21 protein-coding genes and 1 other annotated feature are annotated in these 21,390 nt (G+C 65.0%); of the genes, 10 read left to right on the top strand and 11 right to left on the bottom strand.

Annotated elements, in window-relative coordinates; all coding sequences use genetic code 11:
* Positions 1-3: 3 nt before the first annotated feature.
* On the bottom strand, positions 4-1,449 hold the full coding sequence (locus NGM99_RS11575) for an amidase (RefSeq protein WP_289852460.1): 1,446 nt from the start codon (positions 1,447-1,449) through the stop codon (positions 4-6).
* Between the two features lie 64 nt (positions 1,450-1,513).
* Between NGM99_RS11575 and NGM99_RS11580 the strand changes: the two genes are divergently transcribed.
* Together NGM99_RS11580 and NGM99_RS11585 are read left to right on the top strand one after the other, a co-directional pair.
* A complete protein-coding gene (locus tag NGM99_RS11580) occupies positions 1,514-1,717 on the top strand; it encodes a hypothetical protein (protein ID WP_252819028.1) in 204 nt (67 codons plus the stop codon).
* Positions 1,710-2,009 (top strand): type II toxin-antitoxin system RelE/ParE family toxin, encoded by a 300-nt coding sequence (locus NGM99_RS11585; protein WP_252819030.1) that lies wholly within the window; start codon positions 1,710-1,712, stop codon positions 2,007-2,009. Before NGM99_RS11580 ends, NGM99_RS11585 begins: the two co-directional genes overlap by 8 nt.
* Before the next feature lie 4 nt (positions 2,010-2,013).
* Here NGM99_RS11585 and NGM99_RS11590 read toward each other — a convergent pair whose 3' ends face one another.
* Positions 2,014-2,511, bottom strand: a complete 498-nt coding sequence (locus NGM99_RS11590; RefSeq protein WP_252819032.1) for a DUF2244 domain-containing protein — start codon at positions 2,509-2,511, stop codon at positions 2,014-2,016.
* Between the two features lie 43 nt (positions 2,512-2,554).
* Here NGM99_RS11590 and nth point away from each other — a divergent pair, with 43 nt between their 5' ends.
* Entirely contained in the window at positions 2,555-3,325 is a 771-nt protein-coding gene (gene nth, locus NGM99_RS11595) for an endonuclease III (protein WP_252819034.1), read from the top strand.
* On the opposite strand, the gene NGM99_RS11600 is transcribed toward nth, so the two are convergent.
* Positions 3,322-3,774 (bottom strand): DUF2214 family protein, encoded by a 453-nt coding sequence (locus NGM99_RS11600; protein WP_252819036.1) that lies wholly within the window; start codon positions 3,772-3,774, stop codon positions 3,322-3,324. The genes nth and NGM99_RS11600 overlap by 4 nt on opposite strands.
* 122 nt (positions 3,775-3,896) lie before the next feature.
* Here NGM99_RS11600 and NGM99_RS11605 point away from each other — a divergent pair, with 122 nt between their 5' ends.
* Positions 3,897-4,895, top strand: a complete 999-nt coding sequence (locus NGM99_RS11605) for an adenosine kinase (protein WP_252819038.1) — start codon at positions 3,897-3,899, stop codon at positions 4,893-4,895.
* A gap of 60 nt (positions 4,896-4,955) precedes the next feature.
* Positions 4,956-5,011 (top strand) — a sequence feature (sul1 is cis-regulatory element that is thought to sense ions involved in sulfur or methionine metabolism; They are found in Alphaproteobacteria).
* A gap of 71 nt (positions 5,012-5,082) precedes the next feature.
* Entirely contained in the window at positions 5,083-6,561 is a 1,479-nt protein-coding gene (locus tag NGM99_RS11610) for a SulP family inorganic anion transporter (RefSeq protein ID WP_252819040.1), read from the top strand.
* Positions 6,562-6,583: 22 nt separating this feature from the next.
* On the opposite strand, the gene NGM99_RS11615 is transcribed toward NGM99_RS11610, so the two are convergent.
* Positions 6,584-7,342 carry an endonuclease/exonuclease/phosphatase family protein gene (locus NGM99_RS11615; protein ID WP_252819217.1) on the bottom strand — a complete coding sequence of 253 codons (759 nt, stop codon included), beginning with the start codon at positions 7,340-7,342 and terminating at the stop codon, positions 6,584-6,586.
* Between the two features lie 312 nt (positions 7,343-7,654).
* On the opposite strand from NGM99_RS11615, the gene NGM99_RS11620 reads away from it, so the two are divergent.
* From NGM99_RS11620 to NGM99_RS11635, 4 genes are all read left to right on the top strand, one after another.
* On the top strand, positions 7,655-9,220 hold the full coding sequence (locus NGM99_RS11620; RefSeq protein ID WP_252819042.1) for a phospholipase D family protein: 1,566 nt from the start codon (positions 7,655-7,657) through the stop codon (positions 9,218-9,220).
* A 64-nt stretch (positions 9,221-9,284) separates the two neighbouring features.
* Complete coding sequence (trpS, locus tag NGM99_RS11625) at positions 9,285-10,352, top strand: tryptophan--tRNA ligase (RefSeq protein ID WP_252819044.1); 1,068 nt, start codon at positions 9,285-9,287, stop codon at positions 10,350-10,352.
* A 212-nt stretch (positions 10,353-10,564) separates the two neighbouring features.
* Positions 10,565-11,056, top strand: a complete 492-nt coding sequence (locus NGM99_RS11630) for a universal stress protein (protein ID WP_252819046.1) — start codon at positions 10,565-10,567, stop codon at positions 11,054-11,056.
* Between the two features lie 121 nt (positions 11,057-11,177).
* Positions 11,178-11,759 (top strand): NifU family protein, encoded by a 582-nt coding sequence (locus NGM99_RS11635; RefSeq protein ID WP_252819047.1) that lies wholly within the window; start codon positions 11,178-11,180, stop codon positions 11,757-11,759.
* An 82-nt stretch (positions 11,760-11,841) separates the two neighbouring features.
* Here NGM99_RS11635 and NGM99_RS11640 read toward each other — a convergent pair whose 3' ends face one another.
* The gene (locus NGM99_RS11640) at positions 11,842-12,462 is read right to left on the bottom strand and encodes a L,D-transpeptidase (protein ID WP_252819050.1); all 621 of its coding nucleotides are present in this window, start codon (positions 12,460-12,462) and stop codon (positions 11,842-11,844) included.
* A 241-nt stretch (positions 12,463-12,703) separates the two neighbouring features.
* On the opposite strand from NGM99_RS11640, the gene NGM99_RS11645 reads away from it, so the two are divergent.
* Complete coding sequence (locus tag NGM99_RS11645) at positions 12,704-13,204, top strand: MmcB family DNA repair protein (RefSeq protein WP_252819219.1); 501 nt, start codon at positions 12,704-12,706, stop codon at positions 13,202-13,204.
* 92 nt (positions 13,205-13,296) lie between these two features.
* Here the strand turns inward: NGM99_RS11645 and NGM99_RS11650 are convergent, their stop codons facing one another.
* The 6 genes from NGM99_RS11650 to NGM99_RS11675 form a co-directional block, all read right to left on the bottom strand.
* Positions 13,297-13,878, bottom strand: coding sequence for an ActR/PrrA/RegA family redox response regulator transcription factor (locus NGM99_RS11650; RefSeq protein WP_252819051.1), 582 nt, complete (start codon positions 13,876-13,878; stop codon positions 13,297-13,299).
* A 95-nt stretch (positions 13,879-13,973) separates the two neighbouring features.
* A complete protein-coding gene (locus NGM99_RS11655; protein WP_252819053.1) occupies positions 13,974-15,287 on the bottom strand; it encodes an ActS/PrrB/RegB family redox-sensitive histidine kinase in 1,314 nt (437 codons plus the stop codon).
* 31 nt (positions 15,288-15,318) lie between these two features.
* On the bottom strand, positions 15,319-17,766 hold the full coding sequence (gene hrpB / locus NGM99_RS11660) for an ATP-dependent helicase HrpB (RefSeq protein WP_252819055.1): 2,448 nt from the start codon (positions 17,764-17,766) through the stop codon (positions 15,319-15,321).
* Complete coding sequence (locus tag NGM99_RS11665; protein ID WP_252819057.1) at positions 17,763-18,416, bottom strand: ATP-binding cassette domain-containing protein; 654 nt, start codon at positions 18,414-18,416, stop codon at positions 17,763-17,765. Before NGM99_RS11665 ends, hrpB begins: the two co-directional genes overlap by 4 nt.
* Positions 18,401-20,074: an ABC transporter permease gene (locus NGM99_RS11670; RefSeq protein ID WP_252819058.1), complete on the bottom strand. Its 1,674-nt coding sequence runs from the start codon at positions 20,072-20,074 to the stop codon at positions 18,401-18,403. The genes NGM99_RS11665 and NGM99_RS11670 overlap by 16 nt, the downstream gene beginning before the upstream one ends.
* 34 nt (positions 20,075-20,108) lie before the next feature.
* Positions 20,109-21,320 carry an ABC transporter substrate-binding protein gene (locus NGM99_RS11675; RefSeq protein WP_252819059.1) on the bottom strand — a complete coding sequence of 404 codons (1,212 nt, stop codon included), beginning with the start codon at positions 21,318-21,320 and terminating at the stop codon, positions 20,109-20,111.
* Positions 21,321-21,390: the final 70 nt, after the last annotated feature.

Genomic DNA, 21,390 nt, shown 5'->3' on the forward strand with positions numbered 1-21,390 from the left:
CGCTCAGGCAGCGCCCGTTCTCCACGGACACATGGCTTCCCATGCGGCTGCGGCGCGCAACACGTCGCGGTCGCCGCGTGGACGGCCGATGAATTGCAGGCCCATGGCGCGGCCATCCGGCGCGAAACCGGCCGGCACGGAGACTGCGGGACATCCCGCCAATGTCGCATAGGACACGACCTCCATCCATCGGTGATAGCTCGTCATGGTGCGGCCGGCGATTTCGGTGGGGTAGCGTAAATTCGCGTCGAAGGCGAAGACCTGGGCGGTGGGCAGCACTATCAAGTCGAAGCGCTCGAAAAGTTCGAGCATGTGGAGATACCAGGCCGAGCGGGTGGTGGAGGCCTCGTAAACATCGAGGGCGGACAGACGCGCCGCACCCTCCGCTTCCCACACGGCTTCGGGCTTGAGAAGGGCGGCCTTGGCGGGGTCGTCCCGATACGGTTTGAGCGCCGCGCCGGACGTCGCCTGGCGCAACGTGACGAAGCTCTGCCAGAGGCGTTCGAAGTCGAATTGCGGCAAGCAGGGCTCGACCGTGAACGGGCCAGTCTCCATCAGTCTCAGCGTGTCTTCGCAGAGGCTCAGCACACCGGCCTCGAAAGGCAAGTGCCCGCCGAGATCACCCAGCCAGCCGATGCGCCATGGCTTGGCCGCACCGTCGAGGCTGAGATCATCAAGATCGAAAGAGAGCGGCGCGCGAGGGTCGTATCCGGCCTGCACCTCAAGCAGCAGTGCCAGATCGGCCACGGTGCGCGCCATCGGGCCCTCGACGCCCATCTGCGTGATGAAGAGCTCGCTTGATGGCCCGCCTGGCACCACGCCCTGGCTCGGGCGCATGCCATAGATATTGTTGAAGGCGGCAGGGTTGCGCAGGGAGCCGCCGAAGTCGCTTCCGTCGGCCAGCGGCACCATGTTCAGCGCGACCGCGACAGCCGCGCCGCCGCTCGATCCACCAGCGGTAAGCGTGGGGTCGAAGGCGTTCAGCGTCGTGCCGAAGACCGGGTTGAAGGTGTGCGAACCCAGACCCCATTCGGGTGTGTTGGTCTTGCCGACCACGATCGCGCCTGCGGCTTTCATGCGCGAAACGAAAATCTCGTCCTCGTCCGGCAGATGGTCGGCGAAGATCGGCGAGCCGAAGGTGGTGCGGATACCCTTGGTGAGGGCAAGATCCTTGATGGCGACGGGCAGGCCGAACAGCGCGCCAGGCACGGCGCCTTGTGCGAGCGTGCGGTCGGCGGCTTCGGCCTCGCCCAGCACCTCTTCGCGCGGGCGTGAGGAGACCACCGCATTCAAATGCGGGTTTGCCGCCTCGATGCGGTCGAGGAAGCTGTTCGTGACCTCGACCACGGAAAACCGGCCTTTGCGGATAGCCCGGACGAGCTCGGTCGCGGAAAGCGCACAAGGGCCGGAAGGCGAAGCGATGCCGTGCTTGTTGCTGGGGCGGGGCAGGATAGGGCTCTCCTCGACTTGGAGATGGCTTCATGCCAAGCTGAGAACGAACAGGAAAGGTGCCATGCCGCGCCCAGCATCGAACCAGCCGCAGGCCACCGATCCGACGCCGATTCAAGGCGGAGAGACTCCAGGCGCCAGCGAGCGAGTGAAGACGCTTGTCGCAGAGGGATTGGAGAACCAGCAGCCTGGCATTTCGGCCCGGGAGATGATCGCAAAACTTCGCGAGCGTCATCAGCAGCGCTGGGGCCGACTGCCCGATGCCTGATGTGCGTTTTGGGCGCGAAGCCGAAAACGATCTTCTTTCCATCTATGATTTCATTGCAGACGCGGCTGGCGAGACCACTGCGGCCCGCTTCATCGCGCGTGTCGAACAAGCGGTTCTCGCCCTTGAAAGCTTTTCGGATCGAGGCAGACGGCGTGACGATCTCAGCTCTGGCATTCGGTCGCTCGCATTCGAGCGAAGACTGACGATCTTCTATCAAGTCTCATCGGCAAGCGTCGATATCGTGCGCGTTCTCTATGCTGGACGCGACCTCGGTCGCGAAGACTGGCACTGACGCCTCACCGCGCCTTGGCCGTCGCCAGCGCCTGCCCGAAGGCCTTTGCGAAGCTCTCGCGATCGTCCGGGTTCAGGAAAGCCCCGATCGGCACGCGCTGGTCGCGGGTTTCCACCATCATGCCGGTGATGCCGATTTCGGAGTGGCGGCGCACCGTGAAGCGGCACCAGAAGGGGTTGAGGCGGTGGAGAACCGACCTGCCCGAAGGCGCGATCTTGCGGATGTCGCAGTGCTCGCGCGAGACGGAGACTTCCTCACGCATGCGGCCAGAACGGTAGGACAGGCGGAAAGCGAGCCAGAGGCCGATGACGTCGAGCCCGAAGAAGCCGACGATCGGCCATGCGCCATTGAACAGGAAGATCGCCGCCGTGAAGGCCCAGGCGAGAAGCATCGTGCCCATCAGCACGAGAAAGCCGGTGCGCCCGAGCGAGCGGTGCGGGGTGAGCAACGCCTTGAAGAAGGGCTCGTCACCTGCATATGAGGATGGCGCGGGTTCAGCCATCGGACAATCTTCCGTGTGAAACCAGCCTATTTATAGGGTGCCGATGCTCAAGCCGAAAGCCCGGGCAACCAAAGCTGTTGCAAAAGTGAAGACCGCGCCGGCGGCGAAGCCGGTCAAAGCCGGGAAACTCAAGCCCGGCGAAGGGTGCCTCTATTCTGAGGCCGAACTTCACGAGATGTTCCGCCGCTTCCAGCTGCAGAGGCCGAACCCCCGAAGCGATCTCACTTATATCAACGCGTTCACGCTGCTCGTCGCCGTGGTGCTTTCAGCCCAGGCCACGGATGCGAGCGTGAACATCGCGACCGCGCCGCTTTTCGAGGTGGCCGATACGCCCGAGACGATGGCAGCGCTCGGCGAAGAAGAGATCGGCCGCTATGTGCGCACCATCGGTCTGTGGCGGGCAAAGGCCAAGAACGTGCAGCTTCTTTCCGAAGCCTTGATCCGTGACCATGGGGGTGAAGTGCCCCAGACCGAGGAAGAGCTGATCAGGCTGCCGGGCGTGGGGCGCAAGACGGCGAATGTTGTGCGCAACAACGCGTTCGGGCATCCGACCATGGGCGTCGACACGCATATCTTTCGCCTGGGCAACCGCATCCATCTGGCACCGGGTGCGACGCCCGACGAGGTGGAGCGCGGGCTGTTGGCTGTCATTCCGCAGGAATACCTGCTTCACGCCCATCACTGGCTGATCCTGCACGGCCGCTATGTGTGCAAGGCACGCCGTCCTGAATGCGAGCGCTGCATCATCGCCGATCTTTGCAAGGCGGAGGTGAAGACCAACAGCGTGCCCGCGCCGATCGTTCAGCTCGACTAGCCGCCTATATTGCGCGCCATGGCCGCCGCGAAGATCACGATCATCGCGAAGAAGAGCGCCTGGAAATGCACGAAGCGGCGCACATGCCTGATCTCCTCGGCAGAGACCGAGTAGGCGGGATCAGCACTTTGGTTCTTGCGCCAGCGCACGATGGCCTTGGACGGCCAGATCGAGAGAATGCCGACAAGCGCGAAGGCCGCCATCTTGCCCCAGAAGGCATGGTTGGCCGCGTAATATTCCCAGCCCTTCAGCCCGTAGATCACGCGCAACACGCCGACCGCGATCACCAGCACCGACAGGATACCGTAAAACATGTCGAGCCGCGCCAGCCGTCCGAGCGATGGCCCCGACAGCCCAGCCCGCAGGAGGGCCGCTTCCGCCACGAACACCGCGAAAAGCGGGAAGACCAGAAGATGGTGCAGGGATGCGAGCGTCCAATCGAGAAGCATCGGGTTTGGTCTCCTCAGGCAGCGCGAGCTTATCAGGCCGTGAAACGGCGGCAAGCTGGACGGATGCCCGACGCTGTGTGACAAGCCCTTCCCGGAGAAACCCGCCGGAGCCCCCTTCCCGCATGAGCCAGTTCGACGTCTTCTGCATCGGCAATGCGATTGTCGATATTCTCGCCCCTTGCGACGAGGATTTCCTTGTCACAAACGGCGTGGTGAAGGGTGCGATGAACCTGATCGACGCGACGCGCTCGGGGCTGCTGCTCAGCCGCATGGGCGAGCATGTGGAAGCGTCGGGCGGCAGTGCGGGCAACACGGCCGCGGGCGTCGCGGGCTTTGGCGGACGCGCGGCGTTTTCGGGCAAGGTGCGCAACGACCAGCTGGGCGAGCTCTACCGCCACGACATCCGCGCGCAGGGCGTCTCTTTCGACACCGAACCGCTTTCTGACGGCCCGCCGACCGCGACCTCGATGATCTTCGTGACGCCCGACGGCGAGCGTTCCATGAACACCTATCTCGGTGCGTGCCTCGAACTCGGGCCCGACGATGTCGAGGAAGACAAGGCGCGCAACTCTTCCGTCACCTATTTCGAAGGCTATCTGTGGGACCCGCCGCTCGCAAAGACGATGATCCGCCAGACCGCGCATTTCGCCCATGAGGGCGGCCGTGAGGTCGCGATGACGCTGTCGGACCCGTTCTGCGTGGACCGCTATCGCGACGAGTTCTTGGACCTCATGCGCTCAGGCACGGTGGACATCGTGTTCGCCAATGAGAGCGAACTGAAATCGCTTTACGAGACGCAGTCCTTCGAGGACGCGCTGGAACGCGTGCGAAAAGAGTGCAAGCTGGCGGCGGTCACGCGCTCAGAACACGGCTCGGTGGTGGTGCGCGGGGACGAGACGGAAGTGGTCGAGGCGATAAAGATCGAGCGGCTGGTGGATACGACCGGCGCGGGCGATCTCTACGCGGCGGGCTTTCTGTTCGGCTATACGACGGGCCGCTCCCTGCGCGATTGCGGGAGGCTGGGGTCGCTGGCAGCAGGGCTCGTGATCCAGCAGATCGGGCCTCGCCCGAAGCAGGATTTGCGGCGGGAGGCTGAGGCGCGGGGCTTGATGGCAGGGTGAGCCCGCCGAACTATGGCCTTGCCACCCACCCCTCCTCCAAGCTAATCACTCCCCATCCATCCTGGACCCGGTGAAATTCCGGGTGGCTCTTCCGGCCGCCGATCCGCCGGACAATCCCAGCAAGCCATTATCGTCTTCCGTCGCCATTCCCATGCGGCCGGCCTTGCTGTGACTTCTTCGGACCACCATGACTTCCCTTCAAACCATTCGCCGGGACTGGCTCGGCAATATTCGCGGCGACGTGCTCGCCGGCATCGTCGTGGCGCTGGCCTTGATCCCGGAGGCCATCGGCTTCTCGATCATCGCGGGCGTCGATCCCAAGATCGGGCTCTATGCCTCCTTCATCATCGCCATCGTGATTGCGTTCACGGGCGGGCGGCCGGGCATGATATCGGCGGCAACGGCTGCCACAGCCGTGCTGATGGGCACGCTCGTGCGCGAGTATGGGCTGGAATATCTCCTGGCGGCAACGGTTCTGGCCGGCCTGCTTCAGGTGGTCATGGGCTTGGCAAAGGTCGGCGTCCTGATGCGCTTCGTGTCGCGCTCGGTGATGACGGGCTTCGTCAATGCTCTCGCCATCCTGATCTTCATGGCGCAACTGCCTGAACTGACGAACGTGACGCCCGCGACCTATGTGATGATCGCGGCAGCACTCGCCATCATCTACCTGTTTCCGAGGCTGACCCGCGCCGTGCCTTCACCGCTCGTGGCGATCGTGCTGCTTACCGCCTTCACGCTCTTCGTGCCGGTCGAGGTGCGCACGGTGGGCGACCTGGGCGAACTGCCTTCGACCTTGCCGACACTGCTCTGGCCGCAGGTGCCGATGACCCTCGAGACGCTCTGGATCATCCTGCCCTACTCGATCAGCGTGGCAGCTGTCGGCCTGCTCGAAAGCCTGCTGACCGCATCCATCGTCGACCAGATGACCGACACGCCGAGCGACAAGAACCGCGAGGCGGTGGGCCAGGGCATCGCCAATTTCGTCTCGGGCTGCTTCGGTGCCATGGCGGGCTGCGCGATGATCGGGCAATCGGTGATCAATGTGCGCTCCGGCGGGCGCGGACGGCTTTCGACCTTCGTGGCCGGCGCCTTCCTGATCGTGCTTCTGCTGCTGCTTGCCGACTGGGTGCGCATCATTCCGATGCCGGCGCTCGTCGCCATCATGATCATGGTCTCAGTCGGCACTTTCAACTGGGGTTCGCTCAACGACCTGCGCAAGCATCCGCGCCGGTCGAGCGTCGTGATGGTGGCAACCGTGCTGACGGTCGTCGGCACGCACAACCTTGCATTGGGCGTGGGCGTCGGCGTGCTCTTGTCCGGCATCTTCTTTGCCTGGAAGGTCGCGCAGATTTTCCGCGTCTCGTCCGTGCTCGAAGGCGCAACACGGACCTACCGCGTGGAAGGCCAGCTGTTCTTTGCTTCAGCCGAGTCTTTCCTCGAAAGCTTCGATTTCCGCGAGCCGATCAAGCATGTCGTGATCGATGTCTCAGCGGCGCATATCTGGGATCTGACGGGGGTGAACGCAGTCGATCAGGCCGTGCTGAAATTTCGCAAGCTCGGCGTGGAAGCAGAGGTGGTCGGCATGAACCAGGCGAGCGCCACGATCATGGACAAGCTTGCGGTTCACAACGATCCGAAGGTGCTGGAGCGCGCCTTCGGGCATTGAGAGACCGGGAGACCGGGTTGGCTCAGGCGGCGGCGCTGGTCTTGGCGGCCGCCGCGCGAGGCAGGGTGACCGCGGCTTTCAGCGGCAGGTGGTCGGAGGCGATGCGCGCAAGCGGCGTGTCATGCAGGCGCACGCCCGCAATGGCGCCGGCCGGTAGGCTGAGGATGCGGTCGAGTGCCAGCACAGGGAACCGCGAGGGAAAGCTCGGGATCGCCGCATGGAGCGGGCCGAATGAGGGCGCGAGCTTCTGAAGTGCCGAGCGCTCGCCCAGGCGCCATTCGTTGAGATCGCCCATCAGCACGGTGGGGCGACCGTCCTCCGGCTGGGCGGAGGCCAGAAGCGTCTCGACCTGCTGGGCGCGCGAGCGGCGCAACAGCCCCAGATGGGCTGCGATGATGCGGATCGGGCCCGCGCCAAGCTCGAGATCGACCACCAGCGCACCGCGCGGCTCAACGCCAGGCAAGACGATTTGCGTCGCGTTCGACACGATCCCGTCGCGGAACAGGACCACATTGCCATGCCAGCCATGACCCGGCTGAGGGATCGACATGGGAACCGCGACGAGACCGCATTCGCGCTTGAGCATCTTGAGATCGAGCAGACCGACGCGCTCGCCGAAGCGCTGGTCGGCTTCCTGGAGCGCGATCACGTCCGGGTCGATCTCCTTGATCACGGTCGCGATACGGTGCGGGTCGAAGCGCCGGTCGAGGCCGACGCATTTGTGGATGTTGTAGGAGGCGACCAGAATATCGCCCGAGCCGCCCTCCACCGCCGTATACATCTTCCGGTCCTGTCGGATGGCGGAAGCGAGCAATGGGCCGAACCGTCCGATGCCCGCACCCTCGCAGGCGCTGGCAAGAGCCTCGCGGGAGCGGTTCTTGTCCTTTCGGCTCTTCGGCGACGTCATGCAGGCGGCTTCCCGGTTCGTCTTGCCGTCATGTTGTAGAGGCCGCGCGAAAAGCCGCAAGGCGGGAGGATACGGAACTCGCATGGCGAAAGGCTGGCATGGCTTGGTTAATGCGGAACGAAGGAATGGGTTTCGGCGAACCGAAATGCCGCAATTTCGTTAGAGATGTCGGTCAAGGAGTCGTGAATGCCAGTTGTGTGGATGGTTCTGTCGTGGGTCGCGCTGTTTGCAGCCGCATCCTTTGCGACAGTCTATTCCTATGGCCGCTTCGCGCGCAGCGCCAAGGGCGCGCCTGCGACCGCATTGCCCGTTGCCGATGACGCAACCCCGCTCGACCGCACGATCCGGCCACGGCTTGAGCAAAACCCGGACCATAGCGGGCTGATGCTGGTGTCCTCCAACACCCAGGCCTTCGCCTTGCGCGCACTCACCGCGCGCCAGGCGGGGCGGAGCCTCGACCTGCAATATTATTATTGGAGGGACGACCTCACCGGTCGCCTGCTCGGCCGCGAGGTGCTGGCAGCGGCCGATCGCGGCGTGCGCGTGCGTCTTTTGATCGACGACATCAACACGCGCACGGGCGACAGGACCTATGCCATCCTCGACAGCCACCCCCACATTGAGGTGCGGCTGTTCAATCCGAGCCGTTCGCGCACGAGCCCGCTCAAAAGAGGGATTGAGCTTGTTCTCCGCGCGTTCAGCGTCAACCGGCGCATGCACAACAAGGCTTGGATCGCCGATGGGCGGATCGCAGTGGTCGGCGGACGCAATATCGGCGACGCCTATTTCGATGCGCACCAGAGCGCCAATTTCCGCGACATGGATCTCTGCATGGTCGGCCCGGCCGTGGGCGAGACGGAAGCCATCTTCGACCGCTTCTGGAACAGCGACACGGTTCTGCCCATCAGCGCCTTTCACCTCACACGGCCCGCTCGCCGCGCACGGCAGCTCGATCGCCTGCGCGCCAAGCTCGAAAAGGTGGCAAAGGGCGAGGCGGCCAAGCCTTATCTCGACCGCCTGCATCGGGAAGCGGATGTCGCCGCAGTGGTGAACGGCCAGGCGGCGTTCCATTGGACTACCGAGGCGCGGGTCATTTCCGACCCGCCGGAGAAAATCCTCGACAAGCATGAGGGCGACTGGATCAGCCGCGCCATCCTGCCGGCGCTGGAAACGGCCCAAAAGAGCATCGCGATCATCTCGCCCTATTTCATCCCGGGCGCACGAGGCGTCGCGATGCTGGAAGACTTGGTGAAGCGCGGGGTGGATTGCGCGGTTCTCACCAACTCGCTGGCCGCGACCGATGTCGTAGCGGTGCACGGCGCCTATTCGGGCTACCGCAAGCCGGTTCTGCGCGCGGGCGTGCGGCTCTTCGAACTGCAGCCCGAGTTTCGCCAGCACCGGATGTCGCTGTTCGGCTCGAGCGGGGCGAGCCTGCACACCAAGGCATTCACCGTGGACGGTGCGGGCGGGTTCGTCGGTTCGTTCAATTTCGATCCGCGCTCGATCTCGCTCAACACCGAGATGGGCGTGCTCTTCCGTGACGAGGCGCTGGCCAGAGAGATCGACACGATCTTTGCCGAGGAAACCGCGCCTGACAGCTCCTATGCGCTGAAGCTCGATGGTTCCCGTCTTCTCTGGCAGGACGAGAGCGAAACCGGCCCACGCACCCGCTCGCAGGAACCGGGCGCGCATCTCTGGCGGCGCATGATGTCGGGCTTCATCGGGCTTCTCCCGGTCGAATCCCAGCTCTGAACTTGATCCTCTCCGCGCTTCCCGCCATAAGCGCGCAACTTTTCTCTCTCCGAGCTTTCCGCCCATGTCCGCCTTCAAGCCGCTCGTCTTTTCCGGCGTCCAGCCGACGGGCAATCTGCACTTAGGCAACTATCTCGGCGCGATCCGCAAGTTCGTGGCGCTGCAGGAGACCCACGACTGCATCTATTGCGTGGTCGATCTCCATTCGCTGACCGCCCAACTCGTCCATGACGATCTGGAAGACCAGACGCGCCAGATCACGGCCGCCTATCTCGCGGCCGGCATCGATCCGGCCAAGCACATCGTCTTCAACCAGAGCCGCGTTCCGGGGCATGCGGAACTCGCCTGGATCTTCAACTGCGTGGCGCGCATCGGCTGGATGAGCCGGATGACGCAGTTCAAGGACAAGGCCGGCAAGGACCGCGAGAACGCTTCGCTGGGACTGCTCGCCTATCCCAGCCTGATGGCCGCCGACATTCTGCTCTACCGCGCCACCCATGTGCCGGTGGGGGACGACCAGAAGCAGCATCTGGAACTGACGCGCGACATCGCCCAGAAATTCAACAACGACTTCTCCGACCGCATCGCCGCGCGCAATCTGGGCGTGACGATGCAGGTGGGCGAGGAAAAGGTGCAGGGTTATTTCCCCATGGCCGAACCTCTGATCGGCGGTCCCGCGACGCGCATCATGTCGCTTCGCGATGGTTCGAAGAAGATGTCCAAGTCGGACCCGTCGGACCTGTCGCGCATCAACCTGACAGACGATGCCGACACGATCTCGAAGAAGATCAGGAAGGCCAAGACCGACCCCGAGGCGCTGCCGAGTGCGGTGGAAGGGCTGGAAGGCCGGCCGGAAGCCGACAATCTCGTCGGCATCTATGCGGGGCTTGCGGATACCACTAGGGAGGCGGTGCTGGCCGAGTATGGCGGACAGCAGTTCTCGGTGTTCAAGCCGGCGCTCGCCGATCTCGCGGTCGAGAAGCTCGCGCCGATCGCTGCTGAGATGCGCCGGATTCTCGATGATCGCGCCTATGTCGATGCTGTGCTGCGCGACGGTGGCGAGCGAGCCGGAAAGCTGGCCGAAGCGACGATGAAGGATGTGCGTGGGATCATCGGGTTAAGCCAGGGATGATCTGATTCTGGGTTTGATGCGTCGAGTTTGACGGGCTGGCATCAAAAACCTTTCGTCGCCACCCCCTGCCTGCCCTTCGCACGGCTCAGGGCGTTTGAAGCTCGAAAAGCCATCTTCATGGCTTTTCGCCGGCCTTCTGGCCGTCGCTTCTCACCCCTTGCCCCGCCCCCTGCCCGGTGCCACATTTCCCTTCCACCAGTCCCGGAATCCCGATGGTCTCGAAACGTCTCAGCCGGGAAGCCGGCCACCGCAGAAAATTCCTCGCCGTCGTGGACGAGACGCCCGAATGCGAGCGCGCGGTCGCTTATGCCTCGCGCCGTGCGCTGGCGACGAATGGCGGGTTGGTACTCCTTTTCGTAATCGAGCCGGGCGATTTCGCAGGCTGGCTGGGCGTCGAGCAGATCATGCGCGACGAGGCGGCGGCGAATGCGGGCGCAGCACTCGACGCCATGGCCACCAAGGTGCGCACGGGGCTCGGCATCGAGCCGGAACTCGTGGTGCGGGAAGGCAAGGCTTCGGAAGAAATCCATAAGCTGATCGAGGAAGACCAGGACATCGCCATCCTGGTGCTGGCGGCGGGGGCCTCCAAGGAGGGACCGGGGCCGCTGGTGGCGTCGATCGCGGGAAAGGCCGCAGCCTTCCCCATTCCGGTCACGGTCGTACCGCAAAGCCTGTCCGACGCGGATATCGAAAGTCTTGCCTGACACCATGCTTGCAGGCGCGCTTCGATGAGCTTATTTTAGAATTATTCCAATTCGAGGAAGGGCGAGCCGTGGTGCCAGCCCTTCGATGACGGCCCATCGGGGCTGAGAAGCGAGCCTTCCTATGTTCATCCAGACCGAATCCACGCCGAACCCGGCTACGTTGAAGTTCCTGCCCGGCCGCGAAGTGATGGCCGATGGCGGCACCGCCGACTTCCGCGACCGCGACACGGCCGCCCTGTCCTCGCCGCTCGCAGCACGGCTCTTCGAAATTCCCGGCGTCTCGGGCGTGTTCTTCGGCTACGATTTCGTGACGATTACCAAGGATGAGGCGGCGAACCTCGACTGGGCGCATCTCAAGCCCGCGATCCTCGGTTCCATCATGGAGCACTTCATGTCCGGCCGCCCGGTTCTGGTTGAGCAGGCCGAGGGTGCTGGGGAGGAAGACGGCGAGGAGTTCTTCGACAAGGCCGACGAGGAGATCGTCGTGACCATCAAGGAACTGCTCGACACGCGCGTGCGCCCGGCGGTCGCCCAGGACGGCGGCGACATCACCTTCCGCGGCTATCAGGACGGCACCGTATTCCTGCACATGAAGGGCGCCTGTGCCGGCTGCCCGTCTTCGACGGCAACCCTCAAGCACGGCATCCAGAACCTGCTTCGGCACTTCGTGCCCGAGGTTCAGCAAGTGGAACAGGTGGCCTGAGGCAGCCTCTCGACCAGTCAGCTCCCCAAACGAAAACAGGCCCGCAAGCGGGCCTGTTTTCGTATTCAGAGGCTCGTTCACCTCACATTACGATGACTTTCGCGCCGACTTCCGCGCGGCTGTAGAGGTCAATGATATCCTGGTTCATTAAACGGATGCAGCCGGACGACATGGCCTTGCCGATGGAGAACCATTCCGGCGTACCATGGAGGCGGTAACCGGTGTCGCCACCCTTGTTGTAGAGATAGAGCGCACGCGCGCCGAGCGCGTTCTGCGGACCGCCAGGCATGCCGCCGCGCCATTTGACGAGTTCCGGCTGGCGGCCGATCATTTCGGCAGGTGGGGTCCAGACGGGCCATTCCGCCTTGCGCGCGATGCGCGCGGTGCCCTTCCACTCGAAGCCCTGTCGGCCGACGCCGATGCCGTAACGTACCGCGCGACCTTCGGGCAGCACGAAATAAAGGAATTTGTTCGACGTATCGACCACGATCGTGCCCGGCGCTTCGGCCGTGTCATAGGAAACGATTTGGCGGTGATACTTGCGCTCGACCTTGTAGATCGGGATCGATGGCACCTGATAGCCGAGGTCGCGGCGCGCGGTGTAGTCGGACGTGAAGATCTGCGTCGAGCCGAAGGTCGAGCAGCCTGCCGCTGCAAGCGTCAGCGCGAGTGCCGCGCCCGTCAGAATCCCCTTCAACCGCATGCCAGTCTGCCCCACAGGAAATGCGCCGCAGGCCCGATTCGGGCATCCCGGCAATGTCAGTCAGTGCTGTTCATGGAGGGCGAAGTCCAACTTGCCAACTGCTGGAGGCGACGTCGCGGCACACCGATGATTCCGCGTTGCCGTTTCGCAACACGAATGCTTAAGCCTCACGAAATCGTTAATCGGTCGTTAAGGGGTCGGGCGCTTCAAAATGAAAAAATTCAGTGGCATGGTCCGGCACATGCCAATCGTCAATTCTCTCCGTTCCAACCCGCTGATCGACGGGCGCCAGTCCGAGCGTGCCATGATCGTGCGCCGTGGCGTCCAGCGCCTGCTCGCCACGATGGGCGCGCATGTGCTGCCCGAAATTTCGCTCGCCGGCGGACGCCGCGCCGATCTGGTTGCGCTGACGCGCAAGGGCGACATCTGGATCGTCGAAATCAAATCCTCCATCGAGGACTTTCGGGTGGACCGCAAATGGCCGGAATACCGCCTCCACTGCGACCGCTTCTTCTTTGCGACCCATCCGGACGTGCCGGCGGAGATTTTCCCGGAAGAAGCAGGGTTCATCCTGTCGGACGGCTATGGCGCCGAGATGATGCGGGATGCACCGGAACACAGGCTCGCGCCGCATTTGCGCAAAGCGCTAATGTTGAGGCTGGCACGGGCGGGCGCGGCTCGGTTGCTGGCGGCGGAGCTTGCAGGGGTACCAGTGCCAGCTTTGGACGGCGAGAGCGAGTAGGTGGTTGGTTGCAGGGACGCCCAGCCTGGCGGGAACGTCACCCGGTCATCCAGCAGACAGTTCTTGGCGAACCATCTCCAGCGTCCGACAACTCACCGCGGGGCGCGCTTGGCCAAGATCCGCTGCAGCGTCCGGCGATGCATGTTCAAGCGCCGCGCCGTTTCCGACACGTTCCGCTCGCACATCTCGTAAACCCGCTGAATGTGCTCCCAGCGCACGCGATCGGCGGACATCGGATTTTCAGGTGGCGCAGCGCGTTCGCCAACGGTGTTGGTGAGAGCCGCGAAGATGTCGTCGGCATCGGCAGGCTTGGACAGGTAGTCGACCGCGCCGAGCTTCACGGCAGTGACCGCAGTCGCGATGTTGCCATAGCCGGTCAGAATCACCGCCCTGGTGTCCGAACGACGATCGCGGATAGCGGAGATCACGTCGAGACCGTTGCCGTCGCCCAGGCGCATGTCGACGACCGCAAAGGCCGGCGGCTTGGCGCGGGCCTTGACCACGGCCTCTTCCACGCTTTCGGCGGTATCGACCGCGAAACCACGCGTTTCCATGGCGCGGGCGAGGCGTTGCAGGAATGGCTTGTCGTCATCCACGATCAGCAGCGTGGCGTCGCCTTGGGCAAAGGCTTGGGCCACGGCTTCCCCCGTGGCGCCCGAAACATGCTCGGTCATCATACTCAACCTTGAATCTTCTGCTCAGAATATAAGCGACGATGTGTCGCTTTTCCAATCAGAGAGCCTTTTCTTTCCAAGGTTTTGGTCAAATTTCACGCGGCTTCGACGTCGAGGCCGGGCAGCGCGCCCGTTCGGGAAAAGGCTTCGCGCGTCCAGGTCACTTCTACGGCAGCGCCCACCGTGGGCTGATTCGAGTTGTTGAAGTTCAGGCTCGCGCCCGAGCGTTCGAGAAGCGTCTTGGCGATGAAGAGCCCCAAGCCCAGCCCGCCGCCAGGCTCGTTGCCGGCACGGGTGGAGATATAGGGTTCGCCGATGCGGTCCATCACTTCGGGCGGAAAGCCGGGGCCGTCATCGAGAATCGTGATCGCCACGCGATGCTCGTCCCAGCGCCAGCGCACGGTGACGGCTTCGCGCGCGAAATCGGTGGCGTTCTCGACCAGATTGCCCAGGCCATAGATCACGCCCGCATTGCGCCGCGCGACGGGTTCGGGGCCGGTCAGCGTGGTGGGCTCGAGCTTGATCCTGATGCCGAAATCGCGGTGCGGGGCGGTCACCTCCTCAATCAGCGAAGTGAGCGGCAAGCGCGCCAGATGCTCCTCGCTTTCGCTCGATAGGCTGGTGAGGCGCTTGAGGATTTCGCGGCAGCGCTCGCTCTGGCTGCGCAGAAGCGTCACGTCCTCGGCGAAGCGCGGATCGGTGCCGAGCGTCTTTTCCATTTCGCGGGCGACCACCGTGATCGTGGCGAGCGGCGTGCCAAGCTCGTGGGCGGCAGCGGCCGCCAAGCCGTCGAGTGCCGAGAGATGCTGCTCGCGCTGGAGCACGAGTTCGGTCGCGGCCAGCGCATTGGACAGTTGCCGCGCCTCATCGGCCACGCGCCAGACATAGACGGCGGTGAAGACGATGGTGGACACCACCGACACCCAGATTCCCGCCACATAAATGTAGGGCATGAACAAAGCCTGCTCGTCGTGCCAGGGCAGCGGCAGGCGGAAGAAGACGAGAAGCGTGGCAGCGAGGCCGACGAAGCCGCCAAGAAGGGCCGTGTAGCGCAAGGGCAACGAGGTTGCGGACACGACCACCGGCACGATCAGCAGAAGTGCGAAGGGGTTTGTAAGCCCGCCCGTCATATAGAGCAGTCCCGACAGCTGGGCCGCGTCGAACACCAGCGCGACGAAGGCCGCGAAGGGCTTGAGCCGGTGGGTCGAGGAATAGCGGAAAGTCAGAAAAAGGTTGAGCCAGGCGGCGGTGGCGATCAGCGCGAAACAGGTGGAGACGGGCAGCGGGAATTCGAGCCAGTAGGCCACGAAAAGCACAGCGAGGCTTTGGCCTGCGACGGCCAACCAGCGCAGGCGGATCAGTGTGTTGAGGCGAAGCCGGTGGCTTTGCGGGTCGTGCAAATGGGCCATCGGCCCTTATGCGGCGAGAAGCCCCCCGTCCTCAAGTCCCGCGCGGCTTGGCACGCGCGGTGGGCGGAGCGGAAAGCGGATCTTCGGGCCAGGGATGCTTGGGGTAGCGCCCACGCAGGTCGGCGCGCACATCCGCCCATGAGCCGCGCCAGAAGCGGGGAAGATCGCGCGTGGTCTGGATCGGGCGATGGGCGGGCGACAGGAGTTCGAGGGTCAGGGGCACCTGGCCCCCAGCAATGGACGGATGGCGGTCGAGGCCGAACAATTCCTGCACGCGCAACGCGATGCGCGGATGTTCACCATCGTAGAGAACGGCCACGCGGCTGCCCGAGGGTGCATCCCAGTGGGTGGGCGCCCAGTCGTTCAACCGGCGGGCGAATTCATGGGGGACGAGGCCGAGCAGGGCCTGATAGAGGGGCTCGCCCTCGATGGCGGAAAGCGATGCCTCGCCTGAGAGGAAAGGTGCAAGCCAGAGGTCGAGACCGTCATGCAATGCCGTGTCGCTCACATCGGGCCATGGCGCGCCGAATTCGCGGTGAAGCCAGCCGAGACGTTCGCGCAAGCTCTGCGCGGCGGGAGCGGGGCGGAGCAGGTCGAGGCCGTGTTCGCGCAACGCATCGAGCACCGCGCGATCTGCCTCCTCGCCCTTGGGACGCGGCAAGGGACGATCGGCAAGCGTGATCGCGCCCAGCCGCACGCGTTCGCTGATGCGGAGCGAACGGGTGGAAAGGTCGAAGGCGGAAACGGTGCTGCGCTCGATGCGGTCGCCCATCACAGCGCGGATGTCGTCTTCGGACAGAGCGGCCGCCGCCGCGATACGGGCCTCGCGCGCTTCGCCTTGCAGATCGGCCACGACGAGAAAGGGCGCGCCGGCGAGCGCATGCGCTTCATCGATGGCTGCACCGCGACCGTTGGCAAGCACGAAACGGCCGCGCCCTCCCCGCGCCTTGGCGACGCGGTCAGGCCAGGCGTGAAGCAGCAGCGGGCCGGCTCGGGCGCTCTCATCGCCGCCACCGCCGGCTTGCCTGGCGATGCGCGCGGCGAGTTTGCGGGCAGCATCCGCGCGGGGGCCGCGCTCGTTGGCAAAGCGCGAGAGGCGGGCGTCGAGATCCGTTTCGTTGCCGCCCAAGCCGCGTTCGGACAGGAGCACGGCGAGCCGCGCGGCAGCGAGGCGTTCGGCGGTCGGCGCTTCCACCACCATGGCGGCAAGGCGCGCAGGCAGCGCCACGCGACGCATGGCGTCACCATAAGGGGAAAGGCGGTTGTCGGCATCAAGCGCGCCGAGATCGCGGAGAAGGCTCTGTGCCTCGTTGAGCGCGGGGCGCGGGGGCGGGTCGAGGAAGCGCAGAGTGCTGGGATCGGCCACGCCGAAAGCGGCACAATCGAGCACGAGACCGGACAGATCGGCTTCGAGGATTTCGGGCCGGGAAAAGGCGGGAAGCGCCGCCGTCTGCTCGGCGCGCCAGAGACGAAGCGCGACACCCGGTGCCGTGCGGCCGGCGCGCCCTGCCCGTTGGTCGGCGGAAGCACGGCTCGCACGCACGGTTTCCAGACGGGTGAGGCCGGTATTGGGTTCATAGCGCGGCACGCGCGAGAGGCCGGAATCGACCACCACGCGCACACCGTCGATGGTGAGCGAGGTTTCGGCGATGCTGGTGGCGAGCACCACTTTGCGCGCGCCATCCTTTGCCGGCGCCACCGCGCGGCGCTGGGCTTGGGGCTCGAGCGCGCCGTAAAGCGGCATGATTTCGATGTTCGGCGCCAGCCGTCCTTCGAGCCGCTCGGCCGTGCGTTCGATCTCGCGCTGGCCGGGCAGGAAGGCGAGAAGGCTGCCGGGTTCATCGGCCATCATCGCGCGGATGGCCGTGGCCATTGCGTCCTCGACCCGCTCGTCGGGCCCACGCTCGCGGTAACGGATTTCAACGGGAAAGGACCGGCCCTGGCTTTCAAGTACGGGTGCGCCGCCCATCAGTTGTGAGACGCGCGCGCCGTCGAGCGTCGCCGACATCGCAAGCAGGCGCAGATCGGGGCGCAAGGCGTCCTGCACGTCGAGTGCCAAGGCCAAACCGAAATCGCCGTCGAGCGAGCGCTCGTGGAACTCGTCGAAAAGCACGGCGGCGATGCCCGTCAGTTCGGGATCGTCAAGAATGGCGCGCGCGAGGACGCCTTCGGTGACGACGAGGATGCGCGTCCTGTCCGACACGCGGCTTTCCATGCGCATGGCATAGCCGACGCGGCCTCCCGGCTCCTCGCCGAGCAACTCGGCCATGCGGGTGGCGGCCGCGCGGGCTGCGAGGCGGCGGGGCTCGAGCAAGAGGATGCGTTTGCCGGCCGCCCATGGTGCATCGAGAAGGGCGAGCGGCACGAGCGTCGTCTTGCCGGCACCCGGCGGGGCGACGAGCACGGCGTTGGGACGCGCTTCCAGCGTTTGGAGGAGGTCCGGCAGGATGGCGCGGACGGGAAGATCGGGCAGGGTCATGCGGGGGTGCCGATCCGGATCACGGGGCCGTCGGCAGCCTCGGCGTCGGCCATGTCGTGGGTGACGAGCACCACGGGAAGCGTGCGTTTCTGCGCTTCGGAAAAGACGAGCCTGCGGGCTTGGGCGCGAAGCGGCGCGTCGAGGCGTGAGAAGGGCTCGTCGAGAAGCAGGAAGCGCGGTTGCGACAAAAGCGTGCGCGCCAGGGCCACCCGCGCCCGCTGGCCGCCGGACAGCGTGTCGGGATGGCGGGGGCCGAAGCCCTTGAGATCCATCTCGGTCAGCGCCTGTTCGGCGGCGGCTTCTCGGGCGGCGCGGGTTTTCACCGTGGGCGGAAGCGCGAAAAGGAGATTGCCGAGCACGCTCATATGCGGAAACAGCAGCGCGTCCTGAAACAGGAGGCCTGCGCCACGGCTCTGGGGTGCAAGCGCGGTGATGTCCTCGCCGTCGATCCGGACACGGCCGGACGCTGTGAAGGCTTGGGCCAAGAAGCCGCCGAGAAAGCCCAGAAGCGTGGATTTGCCGGAGCCGGACGGGCCCATCACGGTCAACACGGTGCCGGGCGCGACATGGGCGTCGATGCCCAAAAGCTTCGCGGCGTTCGAACGGATTTCGATCTGGCTGAGCTGAAGGCCGGTCACGGCCGCCGCCATATCAGCCGTGCGGAAAGGTCAGCAAGGAGAAAGCCGAGCGCGGGCAGAAGCATTTGCGCCAGCGCATAAGCGCCGATCACGCGCCGGTTGCCGCCGCTGGCCAGCGCCACGGCCTCGGTCGTGATCGTGGTGATGCGGCCCGCGCCGATCAGCAGCGTGGGGAGATAAAGGCCGACCGACACGGCGAAGCCGATGGCAAGGCTCGCAAGCACCGCGCGGCTGAGCATCGGCAGCTTGATGCGCCAGAGGACTGTCCAGGCGCTTCCCCCGAGGCTGGCGGCGACCTGCTCATAGCGGCGGTCATAGGCGCTCCACGCGGGCGCAAGCGCCAGAAAGAGATAGGGCGCGACGAAGACGAGGTGGACGAGGGTGAGTGAGAGGATGCTGGGCACCAGCCCGCCCCACAGCGCCATCAGTTGCAGGCCGAACAGGAACGCGGCCTGCGGCACGATCAGCGGCAGGTAGAGCAAAGGGCTGCGCCAGCGGGGGGCCAAGCCGGTGGCGTCTTCGCGGATGAGGCAAAACAGGGCCAGCAGCAGCGCGAAGAGTGCGGAAAGGACGCCGATCAGTGCGGCATTGCCGAGCGGTTCGGCCAAGCGCGGCAGTAGATTGCTCCAGCCTTGGATGGAAACGGTCAAAGGCAAAAAGTCAGGAAAGGGCCAGAGACCGGCAACGGACCAGAGCATGAGGGCGAGGATGCCGGCTAGAAGAGCGAAGACGGTGAGGGCTTGAAGCACGAGCGCGAGCCAGCGAACGGCTCGGTCTCCGGGGAAGCGTTGGCCATTCGCGGCAAGGTTTTCGCGGCCATGACGGCCGATGCGCTCAAAGCCGATCCAGACGAGGATCGCCAGAGCGCTCAATGCCAGTTGCAGCAGTGCCCCGGCACTGGCGAGAAAGCGCAGGGAAAGGTCCGGATCGGCGCTCCAGCGCACGAGACGCAGGCTCAAAGTGGGCGGCGTGGTGGGGCCGAGGATCGCGGCGACATCGACCACCGATGAGGAGAACGCCACGACCGCAAACACCGCAAGCCGCATCTGACGGTAGAGCGTCGGCCAGACCGTGAACAGGAACCCTGCCATGCGGCCATAGCCGAGCGAGGCGGAGACGAGCATCCGCCGTTCCCCATCCGCCTGCGGCATGGCGGCGAGGGCCACCAGAAGCAGGAACGGCACTTCCTTGGCGACGAGGCCCGCAATCAGTGCCAGGCCGAGCGGGTCGTTGACGATCAGAAGATCGGGCGGCGTGGCCGAGCCTGTCAGGCCGGGGGAGAGAGCGCGGAAAAACAGGCCGGAAGGGGCGATCAGGAAAGCCAAGCCGAAGGCGGCCGCGGCATGGGGCAGCGCCAGCAAGGGGCCGAGCAGGCGTTCGACAGCGCGAAAGGGTCGGGTGCCGCTCCAGGCGGCGAGGAATGCGGTGGTGAGGGCAACAGAGAGCAAAGCAGCTGCAAGGCCCGTCCAGAGGCTCAAGCCTGCGGACTTCCACAGGCCGGGCTCGGCGAGCAGCCGCTGGAAGGGTTCGAGCGAAAACACGTTGCCGCCGAGGGCTGGCAGATAACCGAAGGCCGGAAGCACGGTGAAGAGGAGGCCGAGACCGATCGGCCCGCCGAGCAGGATCACCAGCAGCGGCGGGCCAAGGCGCGAAAGCGCAGCGGGCGTCATGCCGCTTGGGTGAAGGCAAGACGACTGTCGGCGTTCACTTCGCGCCGTAGCGCTTGGTCCATTCGGTTTCGAGACGCTCCATCCAGCTCGGGTGAGGCTCGTCGAGGGCCGGGCCGAGATGGTCGGGCTTCAGCGTGGCGGGCCCAAGATCGATCCTCTCGAAGCGGGCACGGTCCGCGCTGTCGAGCTTGGCGAGCGAAAGCACGGTGGGGTCGCCCCAGACTTTCGGGTCCTGCTTGCGCGCCTGCGCTTCGGGCGACAACAGGAAATCGGCGACCACCAGTGCGCCGGCTTCCGCCTTGGCGTTGAAGGGAATGCCGACGAAATGCGTGTTGGCGAGGGTGCCCTTCGTGAAGGTGAAGGAGCGGACTGTGCCGGGCAGTTCGCCGCTCGCGATCGCGCTCGACGCTTCCGACGGGTTGAAGGCGAAGATGACGTCCACCTCGTTGTCGGCGAGCAGTTGCTTCATCGCCGGATAGTTTTGCGGAAACGCCCTGCCCCCTCGCCACAGCAGCGGATTGAGTTGATCCAGATAGGCAAAGAGCGGCGCGGAAACTGCTGTGAAGCTCGCATCGTCCACCGGCTTGGCGAGTGCCGCCTTATCGGGTGCGAGTTCGACCAGCACCTGTTTCAGGAAGGACGAGCCGGAAAAGTCCGGCGGCTGCGGATAGGTGAAACGACCCGGATGCTCTTTTGCCCATGCGAGCAGGTCGGCCGCCGATTTCGGCATGTCCTCCGGCTTGGTTTTCGCACTGTCATGGAAGAAAACGAGCTTCGCCATGCCCCAGGGGCTTTCCTGGCCCTCCACCGGCACGGTGAAGTCGGACAGGATCGTCGGCTTCTCGTTGGCATCGACAAAGCGTCGGCTGGGCAATTTCTCGGCCCAGTTGTTGCCGAGCAGCAGGCCTTGCGCCTTCATCGCAGCGAAATTCTCGCCGTTGATCCAGATCAGATCGACCGACCCGCCTTGCGCCTGCCCCGCAGCCTTTTCGGCGACGACCTTGGCGACTGCATTGGCCGTGTCGTCGAGCTTCACCTGGACGAGCGTGACATCGTAGCGGCTTTTGAGTTCGCCGGCCGCCCATTCGAGATAGGCATTGATGTTTTCCGAGCCGCCCCAGGCGTTGAAATAGACCGTCTCGCCTTTGGCCTCGGCGAGCACCGCGTTCCAATCGGCGGGGTCGGCCGCATAGGCGGGTATGAGCAGGGCGAGGGAAAGTCCGAAAGCGGCGAGAAGCCTGCGCATGGTGTCTCCGTGAGAGCGGCCGAGAGCCCGCGCGATTGAGCATCGGGCTCGGTCAGTGGTCAATCTAGGC

Origin of the sequence: Mesorhizobium liriopis (assembly GCF_024053505.1) — a bacterium.
Classification (GTDB): Bacteria; Pseudomonadota; Alphaproteobacteria; order Rhizobiales; family Rhizobiaceae; genus Mesorhizobium_B; species Mesorhizobium_B liriopis.

What these genes read in the sequence shown, in the direction of transcription:
- NGM99_RS11585 (WP_252819030.1), top strand. Translation starts at nt 1,710, where the DNA reads ATGCCTGATGTGCGTTTTGGGCGCGAAGCCGAAAACGATCTTCTTTCC.
- NGM99_RS11600 (WP_252819036.1), bottom strand. Translation starts at nt 3,774, where the DNA reads ATGCTTCTCGATTGGACGCTCGCATCCCTGCACCATCTTCTGGTCTTC.
- hrpB (WP_252819055.1), bottom strand. Translation starts at nt 17,766, where the DNA reads ATGACCCTGCCCGATCTTCCCGTCCGCGCCATCCTGCCGGACCTCCTC.
- NGM99_RS11620 (WP_252819042.1), top strand. Translation starts at nt 7,655, where the DNA reads ATGCCAGTTGTGTGGATGGTTCTGTCGTGGGTCGCGCTGTTTGCAGCC.
- NGM99_RS11635 (WP_252819047.1), top strand. Translation starts at nt 11,178, where the DNA reads ATGTTCATCCAGACCGAATCCACGCCGAACCCGGCTACGTTGAAGTTC.
- NGM99_RS11665 (WP_252819057.1), bottom strand. Translation starts at nt 18,416, where the DNA reads ATGGCGGCGGCCGTGACCGGCCTTCAGCTCAGCCAGATCGAAATCCGT.
- NGM99_RS11670 (WP_252819058.1), bottom strand. Translation starts at nt 20,074, where the DNA reads ATGACGCCCGCTGCGCTTTCGCGCCTTGGCCCGCCGCTGCTGGTGATC.
- NGM99_RS11650 (WP_252819051.1), bottom strand. Translation starts at nt 13,878, where the DNA reads ATGACCGAGCATGTTTCGGGCGCCACGGGGGAAGCCGTGGCCCAAGCC.
- NGM99_RS11610 (WP_252819040.1), top strand. Translation starts at nt 5,083, where the DNA reads ATGACTTCCCTTCAAACCATTCGCCGGGACTGGCTCGGCAATATTCGC.
- trpS (WP_252819044.1), top strand. Translation starts at nt 9,285, where the DNA reads ATGTCCGCCTTCAAGCCGCTCGTCTTTTCCGGCGTCCAGCCGACGGGC.
- NGM99_RS11675 (WP_252819059.1), bottom strand. Translation starts at nt 21,320, where the DNA reads ATGCGCAGGCTTCTCGCCGCTTTCGGACTTTCCCTCGCCCTGCTCATA.
- NGM99_RS11655 (WP_252819053.1), bottom strand. Translation starts at nt 15,287, where the DNA reads ATGGCCCATTTGCACGACCCGCAAAGCCACCGGCTTCGCCTCAACACA.
- nth (WP_252819034.1), top strand. Translation starts at nt 2,555, where the DNA reads ATGCTCAAGCCGAAAGCCCGGGCAACCAAAGCTGTTGCAAAAGTGAAG.
- NGM99_RS11580 (WP_252819028.1), top strand. Translation starts at nt 1,514, where the DNA reads ATGCCGCGCCCAGCATCGAACCAGCCGCAGGCCACCGATCCGACGCCG.
- NGM99_RS11645 (WP_252819219.1), top strand. Translation starts at nt 12,704, where the DNA reads ATGCCAATCGTCAATTCTCTCCGTTCCAACCCGCTGATCGACGGGCGC.
- NGM99_RS11605 (WP_252819038.1), top strand. Translation starts at nt 3,897, where the DNA reads ATGAGCCAGTTCGACGTCTTCTGCATCGGCAATGCGATTGTCGATATT.
- NGM99_RS11640 (WP_252819050.1), bottom strand. Translation starts at nt 12,462, where the DNA reads ATGCGGTTGAAGGGGATTCTGACGGGCGCGGCACTCGCGCTGACGCTT.
- NGM99_RS11615 (WP_252819217.1), bottom strand. Translation starts at nt 7,342, where the DNA reads ATGTATACGGCGGTGGAGGGCGGCTCGGGCGATATTCTGGTCGCCTCC.
- NGM99_RS11590 (WP_252819032.1), bottom strand. Translation starts at nt 2,511, where the DNA reads ATGGCTGAACCCGCGCCATCCTCATATGCAGGTGACGAGCCCTTCTTC.
- NGM99_RS11630 (WP_252819046.1), top strand. Translation starts at nt 10,565, where the DNA reads ATGGTCTCGAAACGTCTCAGCCGGGAAGCCGGCCACCGCAGAAAATTC.